Annotated in this window: 17 protein-coding genes; 4 read left to right on the forward strand and 13 right to left on the reverse strand. The window is 58.9% G+C overall.

Annotation, left to right across the window (positions count from 1 at the left end):
- Positions 1-123: 123 nt before the first annotated feature.
- The 5 genes from BCF11_RS00005 to BCF11_RS00025 form a co-directional block, all read right to left on the reverse strand.
- Positions 124-1,032 (reverse strand): 23S rRNA (adenine(2030)-N(6))-methyltransferase RlmJ, encoded by a 909-nt coding sequence (locus BCF11_RS00005; protein ID WP_098492911.1) that lies wholly within the window; start codon positions 1,030-1,032, stop codon positions 124-126.
- A 246-nt stretch (positions 1,033-1,278) separates the two neighbouring features.
- The gene (locus BCF11_RS00010) at positions 1,279-1,806 is read right to left on the reverse strand and encodes a hypothetical protein (protein ID WP_098492912.1); all 528 of its coding nucleotides are present in this window, start codon (positions 1,804-1,806) and stop codon (positions 1,279-1,281) included.
- Positions 1,806-2,060 carry a GlsB/YeaQ/YmgE family stress response membrane protein gene (locus BCF11_RS00015; protein WP_098492913.1) on the reverse strand — a complete coding sequence of 85 codons (255 nt, stop codon included), beginning with the start codon at positions 2,058-2,060 and terminating at the stop codon, positions 1,806-1,808. Before BCF11_RS00015 ends, BCF11_RS00010 begins: the two co-directional genes overlap by 1 nt.
- A gap of 251 nt (positions 2,061-2,311) precedes the next feature.
- Positions 2,312-4,075 carry a ClcB-like voltage-gated chloride channel protein gene (locus BCF11_RS00020; protein ID WP_098492914.1) on the reverse strand — a complete coding sequence of 588 codons (1,764 nt, stop codon included), beginning with the start codon at positions 4,073-4,075 and terminating at the stop codon, positions 2,312-2,314.
- A gap of 40 nt (positions 4,076-4,115) precedes the next feature.
- On the reverse strand, positions 4,116-4,490 hold the full coding sequence (locus BCF11_RS00025; protein WP_098492915.1) for a winged helix-turn-helix domain-containing protein: 375 nt from the start codon (positions 4,488-4,490) through the stop codon (positions 4,116-4,118).
- A 168-nt stretch (positions 4,491-4,658) separates the two neighbouring features.
- On the opposite strand from BCF11_RS00025, the gene modA reads away from it, so the two are divergent.
- The 3 genes from modA (at position 4,659) to BCF11_RS00040 (ending at position 7,014) form a co-directional block, all read left to right on the forward strand.
- Positions 4,659-5,429 carry a molybdate ABC transporter substrate-binding protein gene (modA, locus tag BCF11_RS00030; RefSeq protein ID WP_098492916.1) on the forward strand — a complete coding sequence of 257 codons (771 nt, stop codon included), beginning with the start codon at positions 4,659-4,661 and terminating at the stop codon, positions 5,427-5,429.
- A 222-nt stretch (positions 5,430-5,651) separates the two neighbouring features.
- Positions 5,652-6,329 carry a molybdate ABC transporter permease subunit gene (modB, locus tag BCF11_RS00035; RefSeq protein WP_098492917.1) on the forward strand — a complete coding sequence of 226 codons (678 nt, stop codon included), beginning with the start codon at positions 5,652-5,654 and terminating at the stop codon, positions 6,327-6,329.
- Positions 6,330-6,339: 10 nt separating this feature from the next.
- Positions 6,340-7,014 carry an ABC transporter ATP-binding protein gene (locus BCF11_RS00040; RefSeq protein ID WP_098492918.1) on the forward strand — a complete coding sequence of 225 codons (675 nt, stop codon included), beginning with the start codon at positions 6,340-6,342 and terminating at the stop codon, positions 7,012-7,014.
- Positions 7,015-7,118: 104 nt separating this feature from the next.
- Here the strand turns inward: BCF11_RS00040 and BCF11_RS00045 are convergent, their stop codons facing one another.
- From BCF11_RS00045 to BCF11_RS00070, 6 genes are all read right to left on the reverse strand, one after another.
- Positions 7,119-8,207 carry a porin gene (locus BCF11_RS00045; protein ID WP_098492919.1) on the reverse strand — a complete coding sequence of 363 codons (1,089 nt, stop codon included), beginning with the start codon at positions 8,205-8,207 and terminating at the stop codon, positions 7,119-7,121.
- 221 nt (positions 8,208-8,428) lie between these two features.
- Entirely contained in the window at positions 8,429-9,505 is a 1,077-nt protein-coding gene (gene hppD / locus BCF11_RS00050; RefSeq protein WP_098492920.1) for a 4-hydroxyphenylpyruvate dioxygenase, read from the reverse strand.
- A 48-nt stretch (positions 9,506-9,553) separates the two neighbouring features.
- Positions 9,554-10,816 carry a Glu/Leu/Phe/Val dehydrogenase dimerization domain-containing protein gene (locus tag BCF11_RS00055; protein WP_098492921.1) on the reverse strand — a complete coding sequence of 421 codons (1,263 nt, stop codon included), beginning with the start codon at positions 10,814-10,816 and terminating at the stop codon, positions 9,554-9,556.
- Positions 10,817-10,868: 52 nt separating this feature from the next.
- Positions 10,869-11,663 (reverse strand): ABC transporter ATP-binding protein, encoded by a 795-nt coding sequence (locus BCF11_RS00060; RefSeq protein WP_098492922.1) that lies wholly within the window; start codon positions 11,661-11,663, stop codon positions 10,869-10,871.
- Complete coding sequence (locus BCF11_RS00065) at positions 11,663-12,625, reverse strand: ABC transporter permease (RefSeq protein WP_098492923.1); 963 nt, start codon at positions 12,623-12,625, stop codon at positions 11,663-11,665. Before BCF11_RS00065 ends, BCF11_RS00060 begins: the two co-directional genes overlap by 1 nt.
- Before the next feature lie 145 nt (positions 12,626-12,770).
- Complete coding sequence (locus tag BCF11_RS00070) at positions 12,771-13,739, reverse strand: ABC transporter substrate-binding protein (RefSeq protein ID WP_098492924.1); 969 nt, start codon at positions 13,737-13,739, stop codon at positions 12,771-12,773.
- Between the two features lie 213 nt (positions 13,740-13,952).
- Here BCF11_RS00070 and BCF11_RS00075 point away from each other — a divergent pair, with 213 nt between their 5' ends.
- Positions 13,953-14,429 carry an Lrp/AsnC family transcriptional regulator gene (locus BCF11_RS00075; protein WP_098497250.1) on the forward strand — a complete coding sequence of 159 codons (477 nt, stop codon included), beginning with the start codon at positions 13,953-13,955 and terminating at the stop codon, positions 14,427-14,429.
- Positions 14,430-14,628: 199 nt separating this feature from the next.
- Here the strand turns inward: BCF11_RS00075 and BCF11_RS00080 are convergent, their stop codons facing one another.
- Positions 14,629-15,396 (reverse strand): hypothetical protein, encoded by a 768-nt coding sequence (locus BCF11_RS00080; protein ID WP_098492925.1) that lies wholly within the window; start codon positions 15,394-15,396, stop codon positions 14,629-14,631.
- Between the two features lie 393 nt (positions 15,397-15,789).
- Positions 15,790-17,988, reverse strand: a complete 2,199-nt coding sequence (locus BCF11_RS00085; protein WP_098492926.1) for a hypothetical protein — start codon at positions 17,986-17,988, stop codon at positions 15,790-15,792.
- Positions 17,989-18,276 lie beyond the last annotated feature (288 nt).

Raw genomic sequence — 18,276 nt, forward strand, 5'->3', positions numbered from 1 at the left:
ACTGCGGCAGTCCATGCGTGCTCCGCCAACTGCGGCTTCACTTGCAAGTAATGAGCCCCAAAAGAAAAATCCTGAGAATTTCAAGTGAAATTCTCAGGATTTTCTTATCTGAATTGTCGAGTACTACACGCGCCGGGTGCCGGTATCGACCGCCTTGGTCTGCCCTGATTCCAGGGTAAAGCCGGCGCCGGAATCGGTGCCCATCACCTTGACCAGGTAGGGCATCAGTTCCTTCAGCATCGGCTCCAGCGTCCACGGCGGGTTGATCACGAACATACCGCTGCTGTGCAGGCCGAAGCCATCCGGCGACGGCGTCTTCACCGTCAGCGTGACGTTCAGCCAGCCATTGGCTTTCATGCGCTTCAGCTTGTCCGGCAGCTGGCGCGACTCCATGCGGTTCAGCAGTGGATACCAGACGGCATAAGTGCCAGTGGAAAAGCGCGTGAGCGCATCTTCGATGGTGTTCTTGACGTGGCGGTAATCTTCTTTCACTTCATACGGCGGATCGATCAGCACCAGGCCGCGGCGCGACGGCGGCGGCAGCAAGGCCTTCAAGCCGAGGAAGCCGTCGCCCAGCTGGATCATGACGCGCTTGCCGCGGCCATTGCCGCGCGGGTTGCGCTCGGCGTCCAGGCGGCGGAAATTGTCGGTCAGGATCTTGCCGTCGCTCGGATGCAGTTCAAACAGGCGAAGGCGATCCTGCTCGCGCATGACGGCATCGGCGCAGTACGGCGAGCCGGGGTAATAACGCAGCTTGCCGTCCGGGTTCAGCTGCCTGACGATTTCCACATACTCGGCCGCGGCCGGCGGCAGGTCCTTGCGATCCCACAGGCGGCTGATGCCGGACTCGTATTCGGCGTTTTTCGAGGCGTAGCCGTCGTCCAGCGCATACACGCCGGCGCCGGCGTGGGTATCGATGACCATGTAGGAAGTATCCTTCTGGCCCAGATAACGCAACAACTGGATGGTGACCAAGTGCTTCAGCACATCGGCATGATTGCCCGCATGGAAGGCATGGCGGTAACTCAACATAGGGAACTCTATCGTGGTGAAGTGTGTTGCCACACTCTACATCAAAGAGCCGGCCGCTCAACGCGATAAAGACATTGCGGGCCGGGCTGGCGTGTAGAAGTGCGGTAAAGTCGCGCGAAAGCAGCTGTTTTCAGTGTTCCGCAACGCAAACGACCCGCATTCTATCATTGCAGCAGGGGATGGCGGAGAAGGATGCGCCGGCCGCGCCGCAAGCACTGCAAACAAGCCAGATGCCAGGCAGGCAACTCACTTCCCCGCGTCTTGCATTTTCAACATCTGTTCAGCCACTTGGACGCAAGCTTCGATATGCTTGTTGCCGATCGCCCGGAACGCGGAAAAGCCGATCGCCGCCGACACCATCTGGCCGGCGATGGGCACCAGCCGGGTGGCGTTCTTGGAAACGACCTTGACGCCGCTGCGGGTCAGGATTTTCAGCAGCAGCTCGCGCGTCACCACCCTGCCCACCAGCGTGCTGCGGCCGACGATGGTGCTGTAGGTGGCTATCCGCAGCTTGGGCTGGAGTTTTTCAATCTGCTGCGGGGTCAGGCCGAAGGCCGCATTGATGTCTTCGATCAGGCGCGACAGCAAATGGATATCGACCGCGATATCGACACCCATGATCGGCAAGGCGGACGCGCCAGCCGACAGCAGCGCGCGCTTGGCCACCATCTGGCGGCAGCGCAGGCGCACCGCCTGCAGCGCCGTGTCGGAGGCCGGCAGCAGCACGCCCGCAGTCTGCCGGGCGGGCTTGCGCCATGGCAGGCGGTCCAGCATCAGCTAGCCGCCTTGCCTTTGATAAAGCCGTAGATCACTAGCAGGATAAAGGCGCCGATGATGGAGCCGATGAATCCTGCGCCCTGGCCAGCGTGATACCAGCCCAGCGCCTGGCCGACGTAGCCTGCCAGGAAAGAGCCGGCGATGCCCAGCAAGGTAGTAACGATAAAGCCCATGTTCTCGCGTCCGGGATGTATCAGTTTAGCGATCACGCCGACGATGAAACCCACGATGATTGTCCCCAGAATTTCCATAGATGCTCCTCATGGTTGATGTTGGCTGCGGAATGGCCGCACCAGTATAAGGCGCCGGTGCGGGATCCAATATAGAGCAAAGTGCGGCCATCTGCAGCGCTTGCAAGGTAAACTTATGTCAAATAGTCATTCCCGCGAACGCGGGAATCCATTCTAATCGTTATATACATCAACATGGATCCCCGCGTTCGCGGGGATGACGGCATTGCCTAAAGAATGCCTTGCAGACATTGACCAAACAGCTTTCCCGGCTATGCACGCAGCTCGTGCGAACGATCCAGCCTGAAATAAGCATCTAGCAAGGAGGTCTTGTAGACCGCCCCCAGCAGCTCCGGATCTTCATGGCTGCGCACCACCGGCAGCCGTTCGCCCTGGTGATCGAGGAAGGACTGCAAGGCATCGCCGAGCGACATGTCGGGCGTCACCACCTGCAGGAATTCGCGCCGCAGGAAATCCTCGGCCACCTTGGCCTGGGTATCGGCCTTCTCCAGCAGGCAGGACGTAATGTCTTGCAGCGCCACCACGCCGCAATAGCGATTACGCTCGTCCACCACATAGATATATTTCACCGGATACTTGAGGAACAGGCCGCTGATTTCCGCAAACGATGCATTCAGCGGCAGCACCGTGTCGGCCGGCCGGATCAGCTCGCTCATGTGGATGCCGCGCAGCCGCACCCGTTCCTGCGCATCGCGGTTGCGCTTGATGGTGATGTCGTACATGGAAGCGCCGTTGATGCTGCGCGCCACGAAGTAAGCCACCACGCAGGACAGCATCAGCGGCAGCACCACCTGGTAGCTCAGGGTCATCTCGAAAATCATCAGGATCGCCATCAGCGGCGCGCTGGTGGCCGCCGCCAGGAAGGCGCCCATGCCCACCATGGCATAGGCGAACGGCGCCGAAGTCATGCCCGGCAGCAGCGCGTGCAGCACCTGCCCGAACAGGTAGCCGATGGCGGCGCCGACGAACAGGGTCGGCGTGAAGATGCCGCCGACCGCGCCGGAACCGGTGGTGATGCAGGTGGCTACCACTTTTAGCACCAGCATCAGCAGCACGCTCCACCACAGCCACGGCGTATGCAACAGGGAGTTGACCACGCTGTAGCCGTTGCCCCAGACCTCCGGCACCCAGATCGAAATCAGGCCGACCAGCAGGCCGCCCACGCCCAGCCGCAGCGGCAGCGGCAAGCCGGTCTTGGTAAACGCTTGCTTGGCAAGCGCCAGCAAACGCAGGAATTGCGGCGCGGCGACGCCGGCCATGATCCCCAGCAGCACGAACCACACGATCTCGATGCCGGCCAACGGCGGGAACGGCGGCATCTCGTAGGCTGGATGGTAGCCGGGCAGCTCGCGCATGGTGATGTTGGCGACCACCGAGGCCACCACCACCGGGCCGAAGCTTTCCATGACGATCGCGCCCAGCACGATTTCGGTGACAAAAAAAGCGCCGGCGATCGGCGCGTTGTAGGCCGAAGTAATCCCCGCCGCCGCGCCGCACGCCACCAGCAGGCGCAACCGTGCTGGACTAAAGTGAGTAAAGCGGCCGACCAGCGACGCCGCCAGCGCCGACAGCTGCACCATCGGCCCTTCGCGCCCGATCGAGCCGCCCGACACCACCGTCGCCAGCGAAGACAGGCTGCGCAACAGGCTCTGCCGCACCGGGATATTGCCGTCGCCGATCGCTACCGCTTCCATGTAATCCGAGGTGGCGCTGGTCGGCACCCGCTTGGCCAGCACCAGGATGGCGCCGGCGATCAGGCCGCCGGCCACCGGCAGCACCAGCCGCATCCACCACGGCAAGCTTTTGGCCATGGCGACGAAACTGCCGCTTTGCCCGGTCAGCAGCAGCTGCAGGCCGTAGATGCATTCGCGGAACAGGACCGTCGCCAGCGCGCCGAGGAAGCCGACCACGGCCGCCCACAGCAGCATCGAATGGCTTTCAGAAAAATGGAAAAGGCGTTGCAGGCGGATGCGGTAACCAAGAAGTGTGCTGCGGAGTGTGCTGCTTGAGAGCATGGTCGGTGTCGGCAATATGATCGTGGAGGAAGTGCGGCGCTTAAATTTGTGGATCTACGGCGCTGCCGGCCGCCGTCATCAGCCCGGCAAAATACGCCATGTCGGCCGCCACCGCCGCTTCCGCCCGGTCCTGCATGGCTTGATAGCGTGCCAGGACTTCCTGCCCCAGCGCCGTAACCTGCGCCCCGCCGCCCTTGGCGCCGCCGGTGGCGGTCGCCACCAAGGGTTGCCGGAAGCACTGGTTCATGGCTTCCACCAGCAGCCAGGCGCGCCGGTAAGACATGCCGATCGCGCGCGCCGCCGCGGAAATCGAACCGCTTTGCTGTATCGCCAACAACAGCGCCGCCTTGCCGGGACCGAAGGCGATGGTCTCGCCTTGCAACACTCTGAGCCGTATCGATTTGGAATTTGCCATAGGCGCGATTGTAGCAAGGAGGTCGGCGGAATACGGATATTTTGTTGACAACCATTGCTGGCCGGCAGCAGCGGCTCGCTTTATGACCCGCTTTTCAAGTTGACTCACGCTGTATCCTGCCATATATTTCGCTTTCCATTTTGTTATTTTCTGCCAGGAGATACTGCGATGTTGTGCCGCTTGAAACGCCTTGTTATTGCCAGCGCCTTTCCCCTTTTTTTTCTGACCCTGCTGTCGCCGGCCGCGCATGCCGCCGACCTGGTGGTGTCGGCCGCGGCCAGCCTGACCAACGCTTTCAAGGAACTAGGCCAGTCGTTTGAAGCGCAGAATCCGGACACCAAGGTGCTGCTCAACTTCGCCGCCTCCGATGTCTTGCTGCAGCAGATCATCAAGGGCGCGCCGGCCGACGTGTTTGCCTCGGCCGACCAGGAAGCCATGAACAAGGCGGAAGCGGAAAAGGCGGTGCTGCCAGCCAGCCGCAAGAATTTCGCTAACAACCAGATCGTGCTGATCGTGCCGGCTGACAGCCAGTTGCACATCACCCAGTTGCAAGACCTGACGCAGGCAACGGTGAAACGCATCGCCTACGGCAATCCGGCGTCGGTGCCGGTCGGCCGCTACACCAAGGCGGCGCTGGAGCACGCCAACCTGTGGGATGCTGTGGCAGCCAAGGGCGTGCCGGCGCAGAACGTACGCCAGAGCCTTGACTATGTCGCGCGCGGCGAAGTCGAAGCCGGCTTCGTGTTCTCCACCGATGCGGCGATCATGCCGGACAAGGTCAAGGTCGCCCTGCGCGTGCCGTCGCAAACACCGGTGAGCTATCCGATTGCGGTCACCAGCAATAGCAAGCAAGCTGAGCTGGCGGCCAAGTTCGTCGCCTATGTCTTGTCGCCGGTCGGCCAAGCCACGCTGGCGCGCTATGGTTTCTTGAAACCCTGATGGCATAGTGGGCTATAACTACCGAATCAATAGTGCCTGTCACGTATCCGACACGCATGGCGGCATTGCACATGCTCGCAATAGTCCCGCTATTGCTCCGCTGTGCGCCTTGCCCTGCGCGCCGGATACGGGCTCTCGATTCGGTAGTTATAGTCCACTAGTGTTATCGTCGAGTTCTTCCGCACAGCGTCAAGGGTCAGTAGTGAATAGAAAGCAGAAGTCATGAATAGCGGAGTCTGGGTCGCCCTCACGCTGTCGTTGAAAGTCGCGGGCTGGGCCACCTTGCTCAATATGCTGTTCGGCGTCGCCGCCGCTTATGGCCTGTCGCGCTGGCGCTCGCCGGCGCGTGACTTGGTCGACGCCGTCCTGACCCTGCCGCTGGTGCTGCCGCCGACGGTGCTCGGCTATTATCTGCTGGTGCTGCTGGGGCGCCGTGGCGTGTTCGGCGCCTGGCTGGAAAAATGGGGCATCGAGCTGGTCTTCACCTGGCAAGGCGCGGTGATCGCCGCCACCATCGTCGCCTTTCCGCTGGTCCTCAAATCCGCCCGCGCGGCCTTTGAAAACGTCGATGCGCAGCTGGAAAATGCAGCCCGCGTGCTTGGCGTGTCGGAAGCCGGGGTCTTCTTCCGCGTCACCTTGCCGCTGGCATCCAAGGGCATTGCCGCCGGCGTGCTGCTGGCTTTCGCCCGCGCGCTGGGCGAGTTCGGCGCCACGCTGATGATCGCCGGCAACCTGCCGGGCCGCACCCAGACCTTGTCGGTGGCGATCTATGAAGCGGTACAGGCTGGCGACGACCAGACCGCCAACCTGCTGGTGCTGATCACCTCCGCCACTTGCATCGTGGTGCTGCTGATCGCCGGCCACCTGCTGCCGAAAAGCCAGCGCCGCAGGAATTCATGAGGATGGCGCCATGACGATAGAGATCAGCATCCGCAAGCACATGCAGGCCGACGACCGCGGCTTCAACCTGGATATCGCCCTGCGTACCGAGAGCAACCGGGTGGTGCTGTACGGCCCCTCCGGCGCCGGCAAGAGCCTGACCTTGCGCGCGATTGCCGGCCTGCTGACGCCCGACGAGGGCGTGATACGCCTCAAGCACAACACCCTGTTCGACAGCGCCGCGGCGATCTGCCTGCCGCCGCAGCAGCGCAAGGTGGCCTACCTGTTCCAGGACTACGCCCTGTTTCCGCACCTCACGGTGGCGCAGAACGTGGCTTTCGGCCTGCGTTCCGGCTGCACCAACATGCGTCGTCCGCACGAGCATCCGGCGGTACGGAAATGGCTGGCTTCGTTCGAGCTGAGCGCCACCGCCAACAGCTATCCGCACCAGCTGTCGGGCGGCCAGCGCCAGCGCGTGGCTCTGGCCAGGGCGCTGGTGCTGGAGCCGGACATCCTGCTGCTGGACGAACCGTTTTCCGCGCTCGATCTCAACTTGCGCGACAAAATGCGCCAAGAACTGTCGGAACTGCAACGCCGGCTGAACGTGCCAATGATGGTGATCACGCACGATCCGGCCGACCTCGCCCTGCTGGGCGACGAAATCTTCGAAATCCGCGACGGCAGCATCTTTAAAGTGGCCAACTAAGCGGCCAACTGAAAACCGCATAAAAAAAGCGCGGAACCGAACCGGTCCCGCGCTTTTTTCGACTTGCCTGCAGCCGCCGCTGGCGACTGCAGCGATTCCGCTATTTAGAAAATATGACGGATGCCAACCGCGACGCCAGTCACGCTATCCTTGCCAACCAGTTCCGACAAGGCTGCATCTTTAGCCTTGTTGTAGTCGACCGTACCGTACACCTGAGTGCGCTTGGACAAGGCATATTCCGCCACGCCGACCAGCGCGTAACGGGTGCCGTCGCCCAGGTTGCCGATAGTGGCGACCGTAACGTTCTTGCTCTTGTCGTAGTAACCGGCGGCCGACAGCGACCAGGCTGGAGTTGCCTGGAAAGTCGCGCCCAGGAAGTAAGCATTGTCTTGGCGCTCAACGCCGGCGATGCCGCCGTTGGTAGCAGCCGCACTGCCGGAAACGCCAAAATACGCAGGCGTGGTGCCGGTGCTGTCCTTGATGCGATAGTAGCCGCCGAACAGCTTGGCTGCGCCGATTGCGTAGGAAAGGCTCAGGTTATAAGCGGTGTCTTTCCAGGCGGTGTTGACCGAACTGACAGTCTGCTGATAGCCGCCGCCGATGGAAAACGGACCGACCGTGTACTGGCCGGTAGCGCCAACCTGGCTGCCCGACTTGATTGACCCAGCCTTCTCGCCCGCAGCATAGCTCAGGGCGCCGGCGAAGCCGCCGACTGTGCCGGAGTACTTGATCATGTTGGAATTGCGGACCAGCGTGGCGCCGGCCGGCATCCATGCGTTCTGGTCGTAATTGCCGACGGTCAGTGGATCGAAATGGTCAGCCATCAGATCGAACAGCGGAGTTTGCTGACGGCCCAGAGTGACCTGGCCGAAGCCACCGCTCAGACCAACATACGATTGACGGCTGAACAAAGTGCCGGCGCTGGCCAGGCTGCCGGTATCGGAATTGAAGCCGTTTTCCAGGCGGAAAATAGCTTTCAGGCCGCCACCCAGGTCTTCAGTGCCCTTGAAACCCAGGCGGCTGTTCGAAATGGCGCCGTTGGTGACGACAAAGTTCTTTTGTCCGGCGGCGTTATCGCTGCTGATATAACGGATGCTGGTATCGACGATACCGTAGATCGTGACCGAGGTCTGCGCCATCGCGCCGCTACTGGCCAAGCCCGCCGCTACCAGCAACAAGGAATATTTTTTCATGCACGTCTCCATAGGATTAATATTTTTTAGATTTTGTACGACGGGATCGAGCCGGCGCAATCAAACCTCGACCGCACTGCCCTTACCGCCGCTTTACCACTACTGCCTGCTACTACTGCATCAACGCCGCCATTTCGGCGTTGCAAGGGGTAAAGCTGAGCCGCCATCATAGCAGGCTAACTTTCCCCCAAAACAAGCTGTTGCAAAAACACAACTTGAATTTATTCCGCCTTCAATACACCGCGGCGTATCTGGTCGCGTTCGATCGATTCGAACAGGGCCTTGAAATTGCCTTCGCCAAAGCCTTCGTCGCCCTTGCGCTGGATGAATTCGAAAAATACCGGGCCTAGCGTGTTGGCCGAAAAGATCTGCAGCAGCAGGCGCTGGCCCTGGTCGCTGGAAACGCCGTCCAGCAGGATGCCACGCATCTGCAGCTGGTCGGTCGGTTCGCCATGGCCTGGCAGACGCCCTTCCAGCATTTCGTAGTAAGTCGCCGGCGGCGCCACCATGAATTTGGTGCCCATTTTCTTCAGCGCATCCCAGGTTTGCACCAGGTTGTCGGTCGCCAGCGCGATATGCTGGATACCTTCACCGCTGAACTGCATCAGGAATTCCTCGATCTGGCCCGAGCCCTTGGACGATTCTTCATTCAAGGGAATGCGGATCATGCCGTCCGGCGCGCTCATCGCCTTCGACGTCAGGCCGGTGTATTCGCCCTTGATGTCGAAATAGCGGATTTCGCGGAAATTGAACAGTCGCTCGTAGAACGCCGCCCAGTGCGCCATGCGGCCACGGTAGACGTTGTGGGTCAGATGGTCGATGATCTTGAGGCCGGCGCCGACCGGGTTGCGCTCCACGCCTTCGATGAATTCGAAATCGATGTCATAGATCGACTTGCCCGGTGTGAAACGATCGATCAGATACAGCGGCGCGCCGCCGATGCCCTTGATCGCCGGCAGCCGCAGCTCCATCACGCCGGTCGCCATGTCCATCGGCTCGGCGCCCAGTTCCAGCGCACGCTGGTAAGCCTTGTGCGCATCCTTGACGCGGAACGCCATGCCGCAGGCAGACGGTCCGTGTTCGGCGGCAAAGTAATGCGCCGGGCTTTTCGGCTCATGGTTGATGATGAAATTGATATCGCCCTGGCGATACAGCGACACGTTCTTGGAGCGGTGGCGGGCAACCTTGACGAAACCCATGGCCTCGAAGGCCGGCTCGATCACGTTGGGAATTGGCGATGCGTACTCGACAAATTCAAAGCCGCACAGGCCCATAGGGTTATCAAACAAATCAGTCATGCGCTACTCCTGGTATAGATAAAGTCTGGTGGACTGGGTCAAAACGGATCAACCGCGGGTAGCGGCGCTCTCCGGAATTTCTGGCTTGATCAGCTGCTGCAAAGCGATTTCAAACGCGACCTTGGCAATGCCGGTATGGCTGGCCGAATGGCCGTGGCATTTTTCCAGCGCCGCGCCGACGGTGGCCGAAACATCGCCGAAGATGGCTTCGTCGGACACTTCGACCTGGCTCTGCATCAGGAAGGCGAAGGCACGCGCCATGCCGCAGTTGGCGACGAAGTCAGGGATCACGGCGACGCGATTGTCCGCATGTTCATAGATCGGACCGTAGAAAATGTCGCTGTCGGCAAACGGCACGTTGGCGCCGCTGGACACCACTTGCAGGCCGTTGGCGATGAGCTGGTCGACCTGCTCCTGCTTGACCAGGCGCGAACCGGCGCATGGCAGGAAGATATCGGCGCCGACGCTCCAGATGGCGGCGTTGCACTCGTCGAAAGAGAGCATGTTGTCCGCGATCAGCTGGTTGCCCTGCTTGGCCAGGAACAAGGCATGCACTTCTTCGTAGCTGTAGCCGTCGGCCTTGATCAGGCCGCCGTTGCGGTCGATGATGCCGACCACGCGGGCGCCTGCCTTGGCCAGGTAGTAAGCCGCGGTGGAGCCGACATTACCCCAGCCCTGTACGATCACGCGCTTGCCTTCCAGGCTGCCGCCGTACAGGCGGTAGTAATGGCGCACCGATTCCGCCACGCCCCAGCCGGTGATCAGGTCCGCCACCAGGTATTTGCGGCTGGCTTGCGGCGTGTAGCGCGCATCTTCCACCACTTTCGCCACGCCCATGCGCAACTGGCCGACCTTCTGGATACGCTCGTTGTCGCTAGGCTCGAAATGGCCGTTGACGATGCCTTCCTGCGGATGCCACAGGCCGTAGCGCTCGGTCATCGGAATCACTTCATGCACTTCGTCGACGTTGAGGTCGCCGCCAGTGCCGTAGTAGGTCTTCAACAAAGGCGTGACTGCCTTGTACCAGCGGCTGAGCACGCCAGCCTTGCGCGGATCGGCAGGGTCGAAATCGATGCCGGACTTGGCGCCGCCGATGGCAGGCCCGGACACGGTGAACTTGACTTCCATGGTCTTCGCCAGCGACTCCACCTCGCGCCGGTCGAGTCCGCTGCGCATGCGCGTGCCGCCGCCCGCGGCGCCGCCGCGCAGCGAATTGATCACGATCCAGCCACGCGCCGGCGTCTCGGCGTCATGCCATTCAAAGACGATTTCCGGCGCCTTGCTTTCAAACGCATTGAGTAAAGCCTTCATACTGCTCCTTCAGATTTCCATGGTTACAACGACCCTGCTTCTGCCAGCCTGATCAGCCTAGCAACAGCTTGTCGTCATCGATTTTTTCGCCGCGGGTGGTTTCAAACATTCGCAGCAGATCCGGCACATCCAGGCCTTGGCGCTGCTCACCGTGCACATCCAGAATGACTTTTCCCTCGTGCAGCATCACGGTGCGCGTGCCGTAATCCAGCGCCTGCCGCATGCTGTGCGTGACCATCATGGCCGTCAGCTTGCTGGATTCGACGATCTTGGCCGTCAGCGACAGAATAAAGGCCGCGGTTTTCGGATCCAGCGCGGCGGTATGCTCGTCCAGCAGCAGGATGCGCGACGGCTGCAGCGAAGCCATCAGCAAGCTGACCGCTTGGCGCTGACCGCCGGACAGCAAGCCCATGCGGTCCGACAAGCGGTTTTCCAGCCCCAGGCCGAGGATGCTGAGCTTTTCGCGGAACAGCGCGCGCAGGTTGCGGTTCAGGGAAAAACGCAGGCCGCGCGGGCTGCCGCGCTTCCACGCCAGCGCCATGTTTTCTTCAATCGTCAGGCTCTCGCAGGTGCCCGCCATCGGGTCCTGGAACACGCGCGCCACCAGGTCGGCACGCTGCCAGCTAGAACGCCGCGTGGCGTCGGTGCCGTCGATGGTGATGCTACCGCTGTCAACCATCAGGTCGCCGCAGACCGCATTCAGCATGGTCGATTTGCCGGCGCCGTTGGAGCCGATCACCGTGACAAACTGGCCGGAGGGAATTTCCAGCGAGAGACCGCGCAAGACCTTGTTTTCGATCGGCGTGTCGGGATTGAAAGTGATTTCCAGGTTATCGAGTTTCAACATCAGTTTTCCCCTTTGCCCGCTGCCAGACCATTGTTGATAGCAGCGGCGGGCTTGGCTTTGCCGCTGCCATTACCATTGCGGCGCATGCGCTTGAAACTGCGTTTGAAATTAGGAATCAGCAGCGCCAGGCCGACCAGCAGGGCCGTGACCAGATTCAAATCCTGCGCCTTGAGGCCGATGAAATCCATGTCCAGCGCCAGCGCAATGAAGAAGCGATACAGCACCGCGCCGAAAATACAGGCTGCCGTAGTCACCACTAGGCTGCGCGCCGGCAGCACGGTTTCACCGATGATCACCGCTGCCAGGCCAATCACGATGGTGCCGATGCCCATCGAAATATCAGCGCCGCCCTGGGTCTGCACGAACAGCGCGCCGGCCAGCGCTACCAGCGCATTGGAAATCGCCAGGCCCCATACCGTCTGGCGGTTGGTGGAAATGCCCTGGGCGCGCGCCATGCGCGCATTGGCGCCGGTGGCGCGCATGGCCAGACCGGTTTCTGAGGCGAAAAAGGCATCCAGCAAGAGCTTGGCGATCAGTACGATCACCAGCATCACCAGCGGCTGCACCCAGTAGTCCGGCAAGTCGCCGATGCTGGTCATGCTGAACACCGTCGGCTCGCTGATCAGCGCCACGTTAGGTTTGCCCATGATGCGCAGGTTGACCGAATACAGCGCAATCATCACCAGGATACTGGCCAGCAATTGCATGATCTTCAGGTAGACATTGAGGCAGGCGGTGACACAGCCGGCCAGGCCGCCGGCCAGCAGCGCGATGAAGGTCGCGAGGAAAGGATTCCAGCCAGAGACGATCAGGGTTGCGGCGACGGCGCCGCCGAGAGGGAAACTGCCGTCGACCGTGAGGTCGGGAAAATTGACGACGCGGAAAGACAAGAACACGCCAAGTGCGACCAGGCCAAAAATCAGGCCGATCTCGATGGCGCCAAGTGAAGCGATGAGCGACATAAACATCCTTAAATTACGGAACCGCGACTACCCGGAACAGCAGGCCGAGCGCGGCTCACCGGCAAAAAACACGCCAAATCAGGCAAACCAGAATCTACGAACCAAAAGCTGGCGGATGACGGCATGCGCCATCCGCCAGTCCTCTTTATTGTTCGACGACTTTGGCGGACTTGACCAGATCAGCCGGCAAGGTCAAACCTTGCTTGAGCGCTGCCTTAGGATTCACGTACAGCTCGAATGTCGTGCTGGTTTGCGAAGCGATCTTGCCTGGCGCTTCGCCCTTCAGGATGCGCACCACGATCTTGCCGGTCTGGCGGCCCAGGTCGTAGTAGTTGAGACCGATCGCGGCGGCGGCGCCGCGCTTGACCGCGCCGGTATCGGCAGCGACCACTGGCAACTTGGCTTGCTCGGCCACTTTGATGATGCCTTCAAGCGCCGACATGACATTGTTGTCGGTCGGTGCGTAGATGACGTCGGCCTTGCCGATCAGGCTTTGCGCCGCGCTCGGCACATCGATGGTGCGGGCTGCGGCCGCTTCCACCAGGGTCAGGTCGGTGCCGGCCAGCAGTTTCTTGAGCGATTCGACGATAGACACTGAGTTCGCTTCACCCGGGCTGTAGATGACGCCGATGCGCTTGGCTTTCGGCGCCACCTTGCGGATCAGTTCGATCTGCTTATCCAGAGGCGACATGTCGGACACGCCGGTGACATTGGTGCCCGAAGCATCCCAGCTCTTCACCAGCTTGGCGGCGACCGGATCGGTCACGGCAGCATAGACGATAGGCACGGTCTTGGTGGCTGAAACCAGGGCCTGGGCGGAAGGGGTGGCGATCGCCACTGCGACATCCGGCTGGCTGCCGGCATATTTACGGGCGATCTGCGCCGCGGTGCCGGTATTGCCTTGCGCGCTTTGGTATTCGAACTTCAGGTTCTTGCCGGCTTCGTAGCCTTCAGCCTTCAACTCGTCCTTGACGCCGTCGCGCACCGCATCCAGCGCCGGGTGTTCAACGATGGCAGTGACCACCACGGTTTTGTCGGCGGCATAGACAGCGGAAGTGGCCAGGCTCAGCAGCACGACAGATGCAATAGCGGTACGCAAGAAAGGAAATTTCATGACTTTGTCTCCAAATGAGTCAGTTTGGTTGCCGGGAATCGGCCTCTTTATTATATTGCAACAAGGTATTACTCTGGCTTGCGCCCTGCTGCCCTACATATTATTTTGAAAAAAGTATAGCTTTGAACGCTGAAAATTGGTTTGCGAGTTGGGCCCGATTTTTATACGGTTATGAAATATAATTTCGTCACAAATCCAGAAATCGAGAATAAATTGCACAAAATTGATATCGATCAAATCGACCGCAAAATGTTGACCTTCCTGCAGCAGAACGGCCGCGCATCCAATCTGGAGCTGGCGGAAGCCGTCAGCCTGTCCGCCCCCCAATGCCACCGCCGCCATCGCCGGCTGGAGGAAGCCGGCTTCATCGTCGGCTATGAAACTAGGCTGAACCCGGCCAGCCTGGGGCTGAACGTGATCGCCTTTGTCCATGTATCGATGGAGAAAGGACATATTAACGACTTATCGGGATTCAAGACAGCCATCAACGAATGGCCGCAAATCCTGGAGTGCTACTCGATTACCGGCGACTTCGACTATGTATTGAAGGTGACCGCGCACGATTTGAAGGAATTGTCGGACTTCCTGATGGAAAAGCTGATGCGCATGCGCGGCGTCAGCGGCGTCCGCTCCAGCGTCTGCCTGGATGAAATCAAGGCGACCAACATGCTGCCGCTGCCGCCGGTGTAGTTACCTGCAAATGAAAATAACGTTACATTTTTGCCTGACTGGTTTTAGCCGTAAGCGCATGATCAGTACCCTCGATACGTCAAAGTAGAGTTGTGTCAATGCAGCCCCCATCAAATGGTATCCAGCAAAGCGCCCCCCTTTATTGACGAATTGCTGGAGGGTTGTGAAATTCTCCTTGGCTAAGGGTATTTACCATGATTTATTTTCTTGCAACTGGGGTTTCGATTGTTTTCTGCTGCACCATGAATGACTGCAATAGCTTTCCCCAGGCAGCTTGAATCGCTTGCCAATCTTTGAGGTACTCACGTCGGTAATGAATCGACACCAGTGCATTCAATGGCTTAAATATAAATTCGTGATGGCAATGTGGAATGAAGCGTACCGGTCCCTGCTCAACGGCCTCGGCTTCCTCGGCAGCGCATGTGATGACAGTCTGCAGGCCATTGCTCGCATCCTGCGCATAGTAAACGTCATTCGGGGCAAGACCGCCATAGTCAGCCACGTGAATACACGGGTATTTCCTAAAATCGATACCCATGCACTTGAGGCCAAATTTCGGTAGCTTTTGGTCCGGTTGAATCCGGTCATGACATACCACCTCATTCGCAGTTCCGTCCGGATTAACAGGGGAGGTACACACATGCCGGACATCTTCGACGTATACGTTAAACGAAGTCTGCAAACGGTTATAGTGCTTCCCGTCGAAAGCGTCTATTGCACTCGAGCTCATCAGCACATTCATCGTTCTTCCGCCACCCCCCACACTGAATTCAGCATCCGTCTCCCGTGTATGAGACGCCATGTCAGGCCAGAGGGCCGAAAGCAACAATTCCTCGGATACGGCTGCAGAATTTTTCGGGCGACCATTCGGATATACGTATTTTTCCATTGCATCGGCGGCACCGTTGCCAAAACCGTAGCCCTGGGGAATACGCAGTTTGACCCAATCCTTGCCACTCACATTCATTGGCCAGCCGTAGTCAAACGTGTTCGTGCTTGACTCTATCTGAGTCGAGTACGACGCTGCACGTAAAATCAGGAAATCGCAAGACTCCCCCTATCCATCGTAGCAACGACCATTTCGTTGCTGATTGCTCAGGATTAAATGATTGCACAAAAATTCCTTCATTCGATGCAGCGAAAGCGGCCCCACCTAGATTTGCCACCAATACTGGTCCCCCAATGCTGGCACTCGTGCGTGGCCTCTCCAGATAAATTGTGGGCTAAGAAAATAATCACTTGGTAAGGGCGCATTTTTATTGCAACGGATGCGCACTCGTCAATACTTGTTGTTGATGGCAAAAACGCCAGCTCGCCGCCGCCAATGCTTACAATAAAGTAGCCATTCGCTTCCGAAGATTCACGGCAAAGTTAATTTGAGGACGGCGTTGGCGCTAGTCAGCGCTAAGGTTTTAGGAGCGATGAGGGTCAACCCCGTCGGATTATCCAAAAGACCAGGAGACCCAAGCATGAGACCGCGTTTGCCAGCCACACCCGCCACGGTAGTGACAACACCTTCAGGAGTAATTTTGCGTATCGTAGTATCACCGTCTGATACATAAAGGTTACCTGCAGCGTCGATAACTGGAGATCCTGGCGCATTAAACGACGCATTTGGACCAACACCGTCAGCATTGCCGGGATGGCCAGCGCGACCAGCAAGGGTGCTAACAACTCCGGTTGGAGTTATCTTCCGAATGCTTTCTTGGTCGGTGACGTAGAAATTTCCCGCAGCATCCATCGTGATGCCACCGACACTGCGGAAGCGCGCATTCCGGGCAGTACCGTCGACACTTTTCCCTATTAGATCTTCTACCTTACCGGCAAAGGTCGTGACCATGCCGGAGGAATCGATCTTGCGGATGGTTTGATTGTCGGCAATATAGAGATTGCCCGACGAGTCCAACGCAACCCTGAATGGTTGCTTGAATCGGGCCATCGGCCCAGGGCCGTCAACGCTGCCAGAACTCGGCCCGGGGACGCCGGCAAGCAGTGTGATCTTGCCCGCGGGGCTCCGTTTGCGAACGACGTTATTATCCATATCGACCAGATACAGATACCCCGCCCCATCGATTGCAATCCCAGTCGCACCGGCGTAATCCGTCGCCTTCCCATCGTCACTCGTGTAGACAGCTTTATGTGTTCCCGCGATGGTAGTCACCAGCCCAGCCGGACTGATTTTGCGAATCATTGAGTTCCCTGTATCAGCGACATAAAGATTACCCTGCTTATCGGCAGTAAGATCATATGGGGAATCAAATTGCGCCGCCGCGGCGACCCCGTCCTTCACCCCGCCGCGCCTCATCCTGCCCGCCGCCGTCGTGACAACGCCTGCCACACTAATCTTGCGTATCGCTGCGTTTCTTGAGTCGGCGATGTAGACGTTACCTGCCGGATCCAGCGCGACACCGGTCGGAGCATCGAATTGTGCGTCTTTCCCGATACCATCCACAGCGCCACGCTGGTAGTTGCCGGCCACGCTGCTGACCATACCCTCAGAACTAATCTTGCGAACCATCTCAAAACCTTCATCGGCGACATACAGATTTCCAGCGCCATCCACCGTGACGCCCGCAGGGTGGCGCATCCGTGCGACGGCTGCCGCGCCATCGATTGGTACCTGAACTACCTCATTCATTGGTCTGCCAACGAGCGTTGTCACCACACCGTCTGGAGTAATTTTGCGAATGGCGTCATTGCCGTAATCGGCGACATACACCATGCCGGCTCGATCGACGGCAATACCTTTCGGCAAATTGAACCATGCATTCACGCCGGTGCCGTCCATATTGCCAACCGTTTGGCGCGACTGGCCAGCTAACGTACTCACAGCACCATCTGGACTGATCTTGAGAATCGTGTTGTTGAACGTAACAGCCACATACACCTGACCTTTGGCATCCACCGCAATGCCCATCGGGGATTGCGCCCGCACATCCTGTGTACTATATGAGCCGCCCGTGGAGTTTGCGTCGAACGTCATTTCGACCCTCGCCGGCGGGGTGTTTTTTCCTCCATTGCCATTGGCCCTTTGCAGGCTAGCCAATGTGGTCACGACACCCGAAGGACTGATTTTGCGAATCAGGTCATTGGCCGTATCTGCGACATATAGGGTACCTTTGGCATCAATGGCGATCCCGCTGGGATAATTGAATCGGGCTTTGGCCCAGGTTCCATCGATGTTGCCTGGCTCTCCCGCTTTTCCTGCCAGAGTCGTCACTTTTCCTGCTGGGCTAATCTTACGAATGGTATGACTGCTAACGTCGGTCACGTACAAATTGCCACGCGCATCCGACGTAATGCCAACGGGTCTGTTTCCGTATCTGGTTTGCCCGTCACCGAACTGCGCGATCAAGCGGTCGCCATCGGCCGTGCCCGGCCCGTCGAGGCTTCCCGCAATCAGGCTCAATACCCCTGGACTGCCGTCTTGAGTTCGTGCTGTTATGGATGACGCAGACGCAGGTTTTATAAGAAAATTGTTACTCTCGAATTGTAGCGAAAGAAAAAATGCCCCCCCGGCCAAAATGAATAAGACAATTGCAGATGCCCTACATTTCATAGCCTCATTCCCGATATCAGTTCGTTAAATTAACTACGCTCTAGAAAACCACCATCTATTTCCGCAGAAAATTATACTTTGCCCTTTGGAAAGAAAATAAATATCTTATTGATGTTTGTTCCTTTACCTGCGGAACTGACCCTATCCATATGATCTGGTCGCCACTGCCACACAAAAAAACAATAAAGTGGGACGACGCCTCAAACCTCGCGCGCATACATCGATATCGCAGTTTCGACGAAAAAAAGCCGCACCCTTGTGGGATGCGGCTTTCTGGAGCGCTGGCGA

Origin of the sequence: Collimonas sp. PA-H2, assembly GCF_002564105.1 — a bacterium.
Classification (GTDB): domain Bacteria; phylum Pseudomonadota; class Gammaproteobacteria; order Burkholderiales; family Burkholderiaceae_D; genus Collimonas.

Excerpts from the sequence above, each read along its gene's own strand:
- BCF11_RS00020 (WP_098492914.1), bottom strand. The coding sequence starts at position 4,075 with ATGCTCTCAAGCAGCACACTCCGCAGCACACTTCTTGGTTACCGCATC.
- BCF11_RS00070 (WP_098492924.1), bottom strand. The coding sequence starts at position 13,739 with ATGAAATTTCCTTTCTTGCGTACCGCTATTGCATCTGTCGTGCTGCTG.
- BCF11_RS00040 (WP_098492918.1), top strand. The coding sequence starts at position 6,340 with ATGACGATAGAGATCAGCATCCGCAAGCACATGCAGGCCGACGACCGC.
- BCF11_RS00080 (WP_098492925.1), bottom strand. The coding sequence starts at position 15,396 with ATGAATGTGAGTGGCAAGGATTGGGTCAAACTGCGTATTCCCCAGGGC.
- BCF11_RS00055 (WP_098492921.1), bottom strand. The coding sequence starts at position 10,816 with ATGAAGGCTTTACTCAATGCGTTTGAAAGCAAGGCGCCGGAAATCGTC.
- BCF11_RS00005 (WP_098492911.1), bottom strand. The coding sequence starts at position 1,032 with ATGTTGAGTTACCGCCATGCCTTCCATGCGGGCAATCATGCCGATGTG.
- BCF11_RS00085 (WP_098492926.1), bottom strand. The coding sequence starts at position 17,988 with ATGAAATGTAGGGCATCTGCAATTGTCTTATTCATTTTGGCCGGGGGG.
- BCF11_RS00010 (WP_098492912.1), bottom strand. The coding sequence starts at position 1,806 with ATGCTGGACCGCCTGCCATGGCGCAAGCCCGCCCGGCAGACTGCGGGC.
- BCF11_RS00025 (WP_098492915.1), bottom strand. The coding sequence starts at position 4,490 with ATGGCAAATTCCAAATCGATACGGCTCAGAGTGTTGCAAGGCGAGACC.
- modA (WP_098492916.1), top strand. The coding sequence starts at position 4,659 with ATGTTGTGCCGCTTGAAACGCCTTGTTATTGCCAGCGCCTTTCCCCTT.
- BCF11_RS00045 (WP_098492919.1), bottom strand. The coding sequence starts at position 8,207 with ATGAAAAAATATTCCTTGTTGCTGGTAGCGGCGGGCTTGGCCAGTAGC.
- modB (WP_098492917.1), top strand. The coding sequence starts at position 5,652 with ATGAATAGCGGAGTCTGGGTCGCCCTCACGCTGTCGTTGAAAGTCGCG.
- BCF11_RS00015 (WP_098492913.1), bottom strand. The coding sequence starts at position 2,060 with ATGGAAATTCTGGGGACAATCATCGTGGGTTTCATCGTCGGCGTGATC.
- hppD (WP_098492920.1), bottom strand. The coding sequence starts at position 9,505 with ATGACTGATTTGTTTGATAACCCTATGGGCCTGTGCGGCTTTGAATTT.
- BCF11_RS00065 (WP_098492923.1), bottom strand. The coding sequence starts at position 12,625 with ATGTCGCTCATCGCTTCACTTGGCGCCATCGAGATCGGCCTGATTTTT.
- BCF11_RS00060 (WP_098492922.1), bottom strand. The coding sequence starts at position 11,663 with ATGTTGAAACTCGATAACCTGGAAATCACTTTCAATCCCGACACGCCG.